This is a genomic window from Pseudovibrio sp. Alg231-02 (genome assembly GCF_900143565.1).
In the GTDB taxonomy this organism is placed as follows: domain Bacteria; phylum Pseudomonadota; class Alphaproteobacteria; order Rhizobiales; family Stappiaceae; genus Pseudovibrio.
Map to the genome: position 1 here is coordinate 86766 of NZ_FREX01000013.1, position 12511 is coordinate 99276.

Below are 12511 nucleotides of genomic sequence, written 5' to 3' on the forward strand. Positions count from 1 at the left end.
CCTGCAAACCTAACGGACGTTCAATGACGCATAATCGTAATACGTAAGCTACAAAAAGGCAGTTCCTCCCTGTCAAATTTCACGGATTGTCGGATAAACTTTTCTCAGAATACGCTTCAAACGTCCATATTGTGAGAATCTCATGCAAGAACGTTTGATACAGCTGCTGGAATCTGTTGCTGGAGCCGCCAAGCCGGTCAGTGCGAACGATCTTGCGCAGATGACCAAGCTTCCCAGAGCAACCATCTATCGGAACCTGTCGTCTCTGCTTCGCTGCGGCTTTCTGGATGAGGTTGAGGACGGCAAACGGTATGTTCTGGGTATCCGGTTTATCAAAATTGCCCTCACAGGAAAATCAGAGTCACATGTGATCAAAGCTGTCTCTGCTATGATCCACCGGCTGGTGATTGAACTTGGTGAGACGGCTTTTTTGGCACGATATCGTGGTGGCCGTGTGGACCTTATCCATGTTGAGCCTCCCAGTGATCCATCCATATCTTATATTTACCCCGGCCTCGGGACCCGGCCTGTTCATGCTTGCTCCTCCGCCAAAGCCATTGCTGCTTTCATATTGCCCGAACTGCGAGATGAACTGCTGCGAACCGAACGCGTGCAATTTACGCAAGCCACTCTCATTGACAGTTCTGATATCGCTGCTGAGCTGGAGACCGTGCGGCGCGATGGCTTTGCGCTTTGTGATGGCGAGATTGATGACGGTGTCACCAGCATTGCCGTGCCCATTATGGTTGACCGACTTGGAGCACTCTTCAGCATGGGTGTTGTTGGCCCCCAAAACCGCATAAAACCGCGACTTCGCACGCATATTTTACCAGTACTCAAAGAAGAAAACATACGCGCTGCAGCTGCCATTCAGCACTGCTCAATTGTTGATGCCGAGAGAACAAATTTGGAGGCTCTTTCCGGCGAGTTGGAGGCAACTCGAAATACTCATTAATTAATTTCTATGGGAGGATCTTATGAATAGAAGAGAATTTGGTGCACTGGTTGTTGCTGCTGCAGCGGCTGCCGGACCGTTTAGAGCTTTTGCTGATGAAACCTGTCAGTCACCTTATATGCCCAAGATTACCGGGCAGGAAGAATTCGTTTATGTCTGGACACTCGGCGTTGAGGGAATGGGCGATGAGCAAGATAAGCTTGTTACCATTGATCTGCGGCCAGACTCGCCCATGCGCGGTCAGGTGATCAATAGTCTTTCTGTCGGCGGACGGAATGAAGCACATCATGGTGGYTTTTCAGCAGATCGTCGCTATTTCTGGACTGGTGGTCTGGATACCAATCGCATTTTCATCTTCGACGTACATAGTGACCCATCAAAGCCATCCCTCCACAAAACCATCGAGACTTTTGTCAAGGATTCAGGGGGCGTTGTCGGGCCACATACATTCTTTGCCCTTCCCGGCAGCATGATGATCACCGGGCTTTCCAATGATGATGATCACGGTGGGCGTACGGCACTGGTTGAATACAACGATGCCGGCGATTACGTGGCGACTTATTGGATGCCAACCGCTAGTGACATGCAGGGTGCCGTTGCTGTGGGGGATGCTGTTGCGGACGGTTATGGCTATGACATTCGCGCACTCATTCGCAAGAACATCATGTTGACCTCCTCCTTTACTGGCTGGTCAAACTACATGATGGATTTTGGGCAGATGCTGCAAGATGCCGACGCGATGAAACGGTTTGGCAATACGATCGTTCAATGGGATCTGCATACTCGTCAGCCGCGTAAGGTCTTCAACGTGCCGGGCGCTCCCCTGGAGATCCGCTTCCCATGGGGCCCGAATGCGAACTATGCATTCTCTACGACCGCTCTCACCTCCAAACTCTGGCTGATTTATGAGGACGACAGTGGGGAATGGCAGGCCAAAGATGTAGCGGATATTGGAAACCCTGCGGACATTCCGCTTCCCGTCGATATCTCCATAGCTGCTGATGATCAGACACTGTGGGTCAACAGCTTCATGGATGGCAAGACGCGGCTCTTTGATATTTCCGATCCGCATAACCCCTTTCAAATTTATGAGAAAACCATCGACCGTCAGGTCAACATGGTCAGCCAGAGCTGGGATGGGAAACGGGTCTACTTCAGCTCTTCCTTGCTGGCAAACTGGGACAAAAAGGGTGACGACGATGTGCAATATCTGCGTGCATACACCTGGGATGGGAAAGAGCTGATCGAGGATTTTGATATCGATTTTTACAAGCTCGGCCTTGGCCGTGCGCACATCATGCGTTTTGGCAGTTCTGAGCTGTACACCAGCTAGATCAAACTCGTTTTGGGGCAGCACGCGTGTTGCCCCATGCTTTTCTAACTCATTAGGTCTGATGCATGCGTGTATTGAAAAAACTCCTCGTCTTCAGTGGTGTTGCAGCAACACTTCCAGCACTCTGGTATACCTTAATGGCCGGACAAGCTGCTCCCACTCGCCCATTTGCAGATGCCTTTACCCCTCATGAAGAGTTTCAGTTTGATCCTCCCAAGCCGGGCTCTTACACACTGAACCGGTTTAGGACGGCGCCAGATGGACAGGTTCTGGATGTAAATGGACAGACACATTCACTTGCAGCGCTGACCAGAGGCAAGATCAATCTGGTGAGCTTTGTCTATCTGATGTGCGGCGATGAGAATGGGTGTCCTATCGCCATGTCGACGCTCTTTGAAATTCACGATGCCAGCGAGAAGCTTCCCGGACTGCGAGAAGATGTTCAGCTGATCACTATCAGTTTTGATCCTGCCCGCGATACAGTCGAGGCCATCAACTCCTTTTCATATCCCCTTCAAATCGATGCGAATGCTGATCAGAAGCTGAAATGGCACGTGCTTACGAGTTCAGGCATGACAGATCTGCAGCCTATTCTGGATGGTTTTGGCCAAGTCATTGATCGTTCGAACGATCAGGAGGTCATCAATCATCTTTTACGGATGTATCTGGTTGATCGCGAAGGCGTTGTACGCAACGTCTATGGCCTTGGAACCATCGACCCGAGGCTCCTGATCACAGACGTGGAGACGCTTTTACTGGAAGAAAGCAGGTCATAATGCGCCAGTGGTTCCTTACATGTCTGATTGGCAGTCTCCTGTGTTGGGCAGATGGCGCACATGCACAATCGCATTGCATAGCAGACCCGGAAAACTGGTCTGTAGTGGCTTTGAAGCGGAGCCTTTCTACCCCGCTTGGACTTCCGCCCGTCCCCCATCCACATGACAACCCGCCTAGTGTCGCGAAGATTGGGTTGGGCCGGAAGTTGTTTTTCGATCGGCGCTTGTCGATCAATCGCACAATGTCTTGCGCCATGTGCCATGTTCCAGAACAAGGGTTCACCAATTGGGAGCTGAGCACAGCCATCGGTGTTGAAGGGCGCAGTCTTAAGCGAAACTCACCAAGCATTTTGAATGTTGGATACCTGAATGTGCTGTTTCATGATGGCCGGGATCATGCATTAGAGACACAGTTTATCGGTCCGTTAACCGCACGAAATGAAATGGCGAATCCGTCTGCGGGACGTGTTGTTGCTCTTTTGAAGGAGATTCCGGACTATGTGCAGATGTTCGAGGATGCCTTTGAGGCTCAGGCGTCTCTCGACAGGATTGGGATGGCCCTTGGCGCATATCAAAGAACAATCCTTGCGGGGAACAGTCCCTTTGATCAATGGTACTTTGGTGGTGATGAAACTGCTGTTAGTGCCGATGTTAAGCATGGTTTTCAGGTATTTAACGGCAAAGCGGGCTGCAGTGATTGCCATCTGATCGAAGATGACTACGCCCTCTTTACGGATGAGCTTTTCCATGACACCGGATATGGTCAGATGCGTGAAGAGAAGCGCCAAAATCCCCCGGCAAGCATTCCTGTGCAAGTTGCCCCCGGAGTGGTGCATCAGATGGAATTTTCAAAAATCCAATCTGTTAGTGCTGAACGCGAAGCTGATCTAGGGCGATATGAGGTAACAGAGGACCCAGTTGACAGATGGAGATTTCGCACGCCTTCACTGCGTAATCTCACAGTAACGCCACCTTATATGCACGACGGCCATCTCAGTACGATTTCGCAGGTTATTGAGTTCTACGACCAAGGCAGATCACAACTGAGTGGTCAAGACCCACGCATCCGCCCGCTTGGTCTTACGGGAGCAGAAAAACAAGACCTCGAAGCCTTTCTGCAAAGCCTGACCTCTCCTGATCTCGACTGCCTGATAAGCGAAGCAAGAGGATGACATGAAATGAGTGGTTTGCTTCAAAAGGTTCAATTTGAGACACGCCTAGGTCACGCATAAAAACACTTCGCAACATTCGTGTGGGCAGTTGCTCTTAGAGAAAGGACAGCTATTTTGCGAGCCGTTGCGTCTAGTTTATTCGCTGGCAGGTGAGGCGCTAGTATCAAGCGCCTCAAATATGCAAGAATCATAAAATAAACATATCTTCTCTGAAATTATCAATATCCCAATTTTCAAAACGGACAGAACCGGATCCGAGTTCCAATATCACGTCATTTCCATCAATTCGCATGTGCTCTAGGATCTCAGAAAAACCTGACCAACTATAAGCGGCTCGGTGCTGATGGATATCCACTACATCTGTTTGGTCGAAGTCGAGAATCACGTCGTGCCCAGTGTTATCTGAGGGAGATAGAGCTGAAAAAACAAACCTGTCTTTAGCTGCGCTATCGGAAGCAGGCCCCCCTCTAAGAACGTCGTTTCCGTATCCTCCCTCAAGGTAATCGTTACCGTTACCTCCATCGAGATAGTCATCTCCCTTCTGTCCAAAAAGAATATCTGAACCGTTGTAGCCTTTAAGAACATTATTGGCTTCGTTGCCCAAGATAACATCGCCATGATCTGATCCGCTAACATTCTCAATGCTTGCTAAGGTTTGTGTTCTCTTTCCAAATTCAGCCTTTCCTTCCGACAAATTAACAAACAAACCAGTTAGGTGTAGAGTGCTATAGGAAACGGTATCATTGCCTCGTCCACCGTCGAAAATTGTGTTTGCCCCGAAATCTACCATTGTGTCGTTCCCGGAACCGCCATAAAGCTTGTCTAAGCCCGAGCCTCCGTAAATGTAGTCATTTCCACTCCCGCCATAAAGGGTGTCATCTCCTCTCATCCCATAGATATAGTCGTCGCCTCCGTTTCCAGTGAGAGTGTTCGCGCCGTTGTCGCCCGTCAGAAAGTCAGAATAGATTGTTCCTGTGACATCTTCGAAATCGTATAGAGTGTCTCTCGCGCCTGTTTTTGAATAGAATGACCTCCCAGATTGAAGGTTTACAGTAACTCCCACACCTTCGCGTAGAGTTGCATAGACTACTTCGTCACGCCCGCTACCACCATATAAAGTGTCCGATCCTCCGCCACTGAACACAGTATCATTCCCGATGCCTGCATAAATCAAGTTATTCCCACCGGTCGCAAAGATAAGGTCATCTCCAGAATAACCATATATTTTGTCGTTGTGAATTGTGCCGTATAAGAAATCTGCAGCAGTTGTACCTAGAATTAGTGCCATTAGTGTAACCTCTATACAAATAAAAACACTAACTACAATCATATCCGGCAGTGCAATCGTACAGGGGGGGGATGCTATAGATAAGGTTTGCAACGACAAGTTTTGAAAAAATAATTTACACTTTATTTTACTAAATTAAAGAGTGCCAAAAAGTGTGGGGCAATTAAGTTGAGAGTTGGTTGCTCGCCATATGTTGTATCTCGGAGTTCAAGCTTGGGTATCAATATTTGAGTTACTAACGGGGTCCGCCGAACACTTTTACCTAGGTTTACACAGGTGGCCCGCTTTCATGCTGCGCTATTGGGGGATGTTCATGATACGTGTAATTTTTTCCAAGCGTGCCTTAGGCTCGCTCTAACGTTCAAAGAAACGTAGGAATTCTTAAACTCATTGCCTTTGATCACAAGTTTACAAAGTCCTGAAAACATCAATTCAGATAACTGGTTTCCTCAATCAAAGTTCAGAATTCAGGTATCTGGATGAGTTTACTGAACGATTTTGGAGGAGCAGAAGCTTTATTTCAAGCAGGTGGAATTTTTTACATATATCCTGAACATACCCCCAAAAGGTAATTGTCTTCCTGAATGAAAGACAATTACCAGTCCTCAACTTCTTCGGTGACAATTTAAATCCCCTGAGGTTGTTCACTAAAGCACTACTTTCAAGATGTTTGTCTGAATGCTCTCAGCGATCTTTTGTGCATCATGAAAGTTGCCTCTCACCAACACCAGTGGTGCCACGGTCGTTGTCCCCTCGAAGTTCTGTTCAAAGACATCGTAACTTGCAGAGTGTGAGGTATTGCTTGTTGCACCCGTTTGAAAACGACTACTCATAACTCCACCTAGGCCACGATATTTTGTGGCAGCTTTGATGGTAGTGATCTTGTTTACCGCCCTCGCATTGCTTCTTGGCCGCGTGGCAATCTGACTGGTGTTCGACGGGTTGGAGCTCAAACTGGTGCTAGTTTGTGCGTTGCCTACCGCATTTGTTGTTGTAGAGGCACCTGCTTGACCTTGGGTGGTGGTGCTTGTGGGGAGTACATTAGTTTGCAGATTACGTGCCTCGGAATACCCTGCTTGGGCTCCCGTGGCACCACCCACTGCAATATTGATTATATTGTCACGAGAGAAGAATGGTTGGTTTTTGGCGATCGAAGTGACACCCGCAGATACTGCTGCATCGAAAATACCACCTGATGTACCAGCAAAGATCAGATTTCTTGTTAGAAGAGGACGTGCGGCTGTACCACTGCTTATCAAACCTCGTTCAACACTCCATCCAATAGCGCGCTCTACACTTGCACCAGCGGCACCACCAAGGAGACCACCTAAGGCGTCAATTCCAAGCTGCGTTCCGGTGACTTCTTCACCGGTCACGAGTGAAGCAGCCAGATCTCCAGCGACCGAACCGGCAGCTCCTGCTAAACTAGAAGCAGCAATAGCCGCTAGGACACCCTCTGTTCCAACAAATGCGAGACCAACCAAAGCGCCGACAGCAACTCCAGCTGCAATTCCAACTGCAAGGGCCAGTACATAGATCCCGACTTCTTTGGCGCTTGTTAAACCAGTAGGATCAAAATTTGCAATCGGGTTACCATTCGCATAGCCGTAGGTGTTTATCGAGTACAGCGGATCCGGTGTAAGGAAGCGCATGGATTTAGGGCTGTACCAGCGAGCATTCATAAAGCTCAGTTCAGTTACTGCATCGGTATATTCACCTTCCCAGTTAAAGCTGTTCGCGGTAGTAAGGGGCGTGGTACTGGTGACGAGCCCGTAATCTGAGACGCTGATTCCTTCGTAATCACCGTCGGTGCTATGCAGACGGACCGAGTTCATGACTCTTGAGTAAAGACTAAGCGAAGTCGCCGTACGCTGTGCATACGGTAGTGTATTTGACCACAAAATCGCGTGTGAGTTTTCCTCGTCATCTTCCTGCGAAACACTCTGGCTTACGCCTGCTACGCTATTGGAGACTGTGTGAAGCTGATTGGTGGCACCATCTCGTAGCACTGCAGAAAGCATGCCTTCAGCATTATAGCTGTATTGCACTTGCGTGCCGTCCGTTAACTCAACCGTAGTCAGGCGGCCAAGATCATCGTAGGAGTAACTTGTTCCATCAACATCCTTCAACATACGGCCGTTTTCATCATATGTAATGCCATCGCTGATCAGCTGGTTGATTTCGTTATACTGAAATTCCTGAGTATCGTCATCGTGCGTGTAAGCGAGAATATTTCCCGCACCATCAAAGCTATATGCTTCGCTGGAGAGCTCGTTATTCTTCAAATTACGCGACCGCGATGAAACCAGTTGATTTAAACCGTTGTACGACATGGTTTTAGCCAGATTCACCGCTGCATCCTGAATACTTTCAGAGCTTATGGTCAGGTTGGTGACATTGCGCCAGCTATCGCGTGTAGCCGTGGTACTGAGCAGTTTCGCACCTTCGCCATCAATGACATCGATCTGCTGAGGATACCCATAGCCATCATAAGCAAAATTTGTGTTCTGACTGTGCTCTAGGGAATCCTGTACTATTTGGCTAAGCAGGACACCGTGTTGATTATTGGTAGAACCCCAGGTGTTGCGAAGAGAAACACCATCAGTAATCTGCTCAGAAATCTGATTAGTATCTGTGTAAGTGTAGGAGGATTGAGTACCATCTGGCAGGGTGTAACCCACAACACGGCTAAAATCGTCTTTGCTAAAACTGATTAACGTGTCATCTGGATACTGGATCGTTGAGGCAGTTCCATCCAGAGAATAGCCGTATCTGATGGATGCTTCCCCTTCAGAGATCTCGCTAACCAAACCATTGGAGAGATAGGAAAATGACCTGTGGGTGTCACCCGTTTCAGCATTCGTGAGTTGGCCAGCATCATCATAAGTATAGCGGGTCATCAACCTGTCATGGCGCTGGTAGGTAATGAGTTCGTTGTCTGCATTGTAGGTGAAGACTTGTGATTGTTCTGACTGGTTGGTGGCCTTAACAAGGTTCCCCATTGCATCAAAGGAGAGAACAGCAGTCGTTGCTTCTGGCTGAGGCTCGCCATTATAACTCACTGTACGGCCCACTTGAACTGGATTGCCCAGCAGATCGTAACTAGTTACTGTCACTACATCTGCTTGCAGCGCTTCATCGGCCGCTGACCCTGCAAATGTTTCGCTTACAACAGCACCTTCTGGGTTGTACTCGCTTGTGGTCGTTGAAATACGGGTCTGCTCATCACCATCCATGCTGTATGTTGCAACTGTATCCTGTAACCCAAATCCATTATAGGAATAGGTGTGCATGTAAAATTGTGTGGCCGTGGTATCCGAGTAGGGATAGCTCTTGACAACAATGTTCTGACTCAATCCGTTGTATTCAACGTTTGAACGCAAAGTACCGTTTAGGTGACTTTGAATAGTCAGGTTTGGATCATCATAGCTGAGAGTATACTCATTCCCCTGAGCATCTGTTCTGGAAGTTTCCCGTCCCAATGAATCGTAGGCATAACGGGTTGTGAGACCCGTCATTCCTGTTTCTTCTGCCTTCAGTCCAAGCAAGTTATAGGTGATTGCTTCCAGCTGTCGGTTCAACTCGGGGGTGGCTTGTGTTGGATCCCCATTATCTTCAAGCAAAATAAAGCGACCAAGCGCGTCGAAAGTACTGCGGAGCATATAGTCATTTGCATTACGAGTTACGACCGTATTGCTAGCATGATCTGCTGACCCGTTAGATGTGACGGCTGTTGTGTAGGTATAGGTTTTGCTTTGGCCAAGCGGGTCTGTACTTTCTGTCATACGACCAGCGGCGTCATAGGAGAAGTTGTAGGTTTTTCCTTCGGGGGTCTTCTGCTGAACGCGAGGCGCCATAGGCAGGCGCATATCAAAAATACTGGTACCCACTCCGCCATTTGCATCTGTTGTAGAAACAGTAAGCTGACCGGAACTTGCATCAAAAGCATGCGTTATGCTGCTGCTAATAGAAGTTAAATCGCCTGCATCACCAGAATGACCTTCTGCCCAGGTCAGCTGCCAGCTTACTTGCACACCCTCATCATCATATGAGTACCGTTTCGTTTTTGTGGGCATAAACGATACAGATTCATTGGTTTTCTCAAAAAGAGTAATCTGAGAAATGTTTTTCTGGTCTTCAGTGAGAGTATAAGTCGACTTGATCTCACGGCTTTTTTTTCCATCCCGCTCAACCTTTTCAAGTGGCATCGCACCGCCCCAGCCAGCAGCTACGTAAGATCGTGTTGTTTCGCGGACCAGAGATCTGTCGCCATCCGTCAGATCATACGTCCTGCTGGATACCAGAAGACCAAAGTTGTTGTAATCGCTCTCAATTTTTTTATAGTCGTGCCAGCTCTGAGCATCCGGATCGTAGACACTATAAGTAACGCTGACAGGCTTGCTCATATTAACGCTGCGATCATGCTGATCGGAGACGAAATGATACTCATACAAGCTTCTGTAAGCTTCGATAGTGCTGCCGTCCTGACTTAAAAGGTAAGAAAAGGAGCGAACCGGTGAGTGCAAATAGTTGTAAAAAACACGTGAAGCAGAAAGAATTGATCCATTTTTTGCAAGCTTCTCCATCAGCACATCATAAAGATAGTCAGGATTCTGGCCGCTCATCAAACTGTCACCAGAATCTGACAGGCGATACCCATCTGCAAAGCCTGTAAATGTATTGCCATCACTGGCACTTCCATAGACATATTGAGTGGCATCCAGAATTTCCCGGTTCAGGTTGCTGTGTTGTAGCTTCTGAACAGCAGGAAAAGAGCCTTGATTACCATCTTCATCTAAGTAATCGATGGAGGTGTAGGTCAGGGTTGTTGTTAGTCCTGAACCATAAGAAATCTCTGAAATGACCGTTTGGTCGGCATGATTGATGTATGCAAACTCAGTCGGAGCATCACTTTGATTGATGATACGAGCCACGCCTTGATCAGCGTATGTGACTTCTTGAGTAGATCCGTCCGGCAGCGTCACGATCAAACTGCCAAAGTTATAGGAAAGCGTCACGGTTTGCCCATAGGAGTCCACAATGGCAGTCAGCTTATTTCCAACTACCCCGGTTAGTTGGTCAGCATATCTGTACTGTAATGAATTGCCGAAGAGATCAGATTGCAGCACGGGCTTGCCAGTGGCATCAAAGTAACTCTTTGACCCATCATTATAGGAGAGCAGATAACGGTAGCTTCCATCACCAGAGGGCAGAGGTTGATCTCTAACGAATTTCTCAAATTTTTGCCCATGGTCGTTCAGATACTTTAAGCCAGACTGATAGCCGGAGCTGTCAGTCCATTCGAGATCAATGACAAAAGTCTTACCCTGATATGTGAGTGTTTCGTCATTTGTGACGAAAGGCAGATTGAAACCCCAGCCTTCCGGCATACCCAATTGTCCGTCAGCTCCTGAAAGGTACGAGAGGGAGAGATTTAGTCCAATGGCTTCTGTCTTACCTCGCAGTTCAACGAGTGGAATTCGAATAGTGAGTGAGCCAGTGTTTTTATTGACGTATTCATTAACCTGAAGCGTTTGGTTGAACGCCTGTGATCCACGATACTGCGAGTTAGACATAGTGGTTCTCTCATGTTTTTTGATTGTTATGGGAGAGGGCCTGCCAAATCATGGCAGGCCTTGTTGCTCTGGAAAGCAAAAGAGCAACCTGTGCTGATGAAGGGTTCTGGAAAGATCATTCCATATTGAAGATGATGTAGATGTCGGGGGTGGTGTTATGGTCCCAATCTTGGGAGGTCGCATCGCAATTTGCTTCTTCAGGGCAGATCTGAGTACCCGGAGATGTCTCTTTCAATGAAACTGAATCTCGAAGCTCATCACTTTCAGCCGCCCAGCTTGTCCGTGCTGTGCCGGATTGAGCGTAGTCGTCTGTATGATAACTCAGTGTCCAAGCAGACGGCAGGGTATCGCAACTGTTATCGTCGTCGTCAGCGCTGCTTGCCACATTGCCAATACTAACGCAGTTAAGGCCTTTTGTGTCGACAGTGAGAGGTTCATCCGTGCCCGAGGCACTCATACATTGGTCGGTTCCGCTACCCGCGATAAAGTTAACATTAATCGGAGCAAGAGGTGCAACATCTACATTGATGCAAGCTTGGATATTGGCACTGGAAATGGCGGCAAAAACGGGAGTACCGGTAAACAAGAGACACGCTGCCGTAAAGAGACTAGGAAAGACACGCATTTTTTCTTCCTTTTTATTATCTGCGCACATGAGTGACTTGTGCCCAATTTTGTGGACTTCACGATAGGAGACGCCTTCATTTGCTCTTTGTGAAATTTGATTGGGCCACGGGCGTCATCATCCCCGAATGCACAGATCCTGCTCGCACTTTGGCATGTGATGTTAGGGAAGTTATGAGAGTGCCAGCAACCGTCGCCACATTTTTTTGAAAACGGGACAGAGCCGTAAAAAGGTATCAGGCTCTGACATGGAGTGTTGCACAACTCGCGATTAGCTTGCCGATGACCTTTACCTGTCGCGAATTGCATTCATCCGCTACTCGGATTGCAAACATCCTGGGTTTTCGCTCGAATTAATTGCACCTATCAGACCCGCCAAACTCACATAAGCTGCGAATGAGATCGCATTATTTGCATCGCGATCGCAATTATCCGCTTCGGGTCAGTTTATTTGCGAATGATGGAAACGGCCCGACGGTCGGGGCTCGGAGCTCCTTTGCTGCCGTTCGTCGGCGCATAGGCATTCGCAAGAGCAGCATGTAGCTGGTGACCAATACCGGCCATTCGTCCTAATTCTAGGAAGGTCCAGTTAGCATGTCACTTCAATCAAAGGTTGATTTCGGTCAGCTTGTTGTTGAGCGACCATACTGAACATTCAAGCTCTCTCCGGATTCCCTTGTATGCGTCCGCTCTGGAGTTCGTTCCTGATCCCGGAAAATTTCATTATATTCGCTAAGCGGCCATTTTAAGCTGATTAATTCTAAGGATTTTTACATCCCATGTGTAT

7 protein-coding genes are annotated in these 12511 nt (G+C 48.1%); 4 read left to right on the forward strand and 3 right to left on the reverse strand.

Features of this window, described 5'->3' with window-relative positions; translation table 11 throughout:
- The first annotated feature begins 142 nt into the window (after nt 1-142).
- The 4 genes from DHN43_RS24670 to DHN43_RS24685 all read left to right on the forward strand — a co-directional run bounded on the left by DHN43_RS24670 (nt 143) and on the right by DHN43_RS24685 (nt 4236).
- Nucleotides 143-955 (forward strand): IclR family transcriptional regulator, encoded by an 813-nt coding sequence (locus DHN43_RS24670; RefSeq protein ID WP_108820418.1) that lies wholly within the window; start codon nt 143-145, stop codon nt 953-955.
- 22 nt (nt 956-977) lie between these two features.
- Nucleotides 978-2288, forward strand: coding sequence for a selenium-binding protein SBP56-related protein (locus DHN43_RS24675; protein ID WP_108820419.1), 1311 nt, complete (start codon nt 978-980; stop codon nt 2286-2288).
- A 65-nt stretch (nt 2289-2353) separates the two neighbouring features.
- Complete coding sequence (locus tag DHN43_RS24680) at nt 2354-3064, forward strand: SCO family protein (RefSeq protein ID WP_108820420.1); 711 nt, start codon at nt 2354-2356, stop codon at nt 3062-3064.
- Entirely contained in the window at nt 3064-4236 is a 1173-nt protein-coding gene (locus tag DHN43_RS24685) for a cytochrome-c peroxidase (protein WP_108820421.1), read from the forward strand. The genes DHN43_RS24680 and DHN43_RS24685 overlap by 1 nt, the downstream gene beginning before the upstream one ends.
- A 187-nt stretch (nt 4237-4423) precedes the next feature.
- On the opposite strand, the gene DHN43_RS24690 is transcribed toward DHN43_RS24685, so the two are convergent.
- The 3 genes from DHN43_RS24690 to DHN43_RS24700 all read right to left on the reverse strand — a co-directional run bounded on the left by DHN43_RS24690 (nt 4424) and on the right by DHN43_RS24700 (nt 11725).
- Nucleotides 4424-5524, reverse strand: coding sequence for a calcium-binding protein (locus DHN43_RS24690; protein WP_159096979.1), 1101 nt, complete (start codon nt 5522-5524; stop codon nt 4424-4426).
- A gap of 647 nt (nt 5525-6171) precedes the next feature.
- Entirely contained in the window at nt 6172-11100 is a 4929-nt protein-coding gene (locus DHN43_RS24695) for an RHS repeat domain-containing protein (protein ID WP_108820423.1), read from the reverse strand.
- Between the two features lie 115 nt (nt 11101-11215).
- Nucleotides 11216-11725: a hypothetical protein gene (locus tag DHN43_RS24700; RefSeq protein WP_159096980.1), complete on the reverse strand. Its 510-nt coding sequence runs from the start codon at nt 11723-11725 to the stop codon at nt 11216-11218.
- Nucleotides 11726-12511: the final 786 nt, after the last annotated feature.

What these genes read in the sequence shown, in the direction of transcription:
- DHN43_RS24690 (WP_159096979.1), bottom strand. Translation starts at nt 5,524, where the DNA reads ATGGCACTAATTCTAGGTACAACTGCTGCAGATTTCTTATACGGCACA.
- DHN43_RS24685 (WP_108820421.1), top strand. Translation starts at nt 3,064, where the DNA reads ATGCGCCAGTGGTTCCTTACATGTCTGATTGGCAGTCTCCTGTGTTGG.
- DHN43_RS24695 (WP_108820423.1), bottom strand. Translation starts at nt 11,100, where the DNA reads ATGTCTAACTCGCAGTATCGTGGATCACAGGCGTTCAACCAAACGCTT.
- DHN43_RS24680 (WP_108820420.1), top strand. Translation starts at nt 2,354, where the DNA reads ATGCGTGTATTGAAAAAACTCCTCGTCTTCAGTGGTGTTGCAGCAACA.
- DHN43_RS24700 (WP_159096980.1), bottom strand. Translation starts at nt 11,725, where the DNA reads ATGCGTGTCTTTCCTAGTCTCTTTACGGCAGCGTGTCTCTTGTTTACC.
- DHN43_RS24670 (WP_108820418.1), top strand. Translation starts at nt 143, where the DNA reads ATGCAAGAACGTTTGATACAGCTGCTGGAATCTGTTGCTGGAGCCGCC.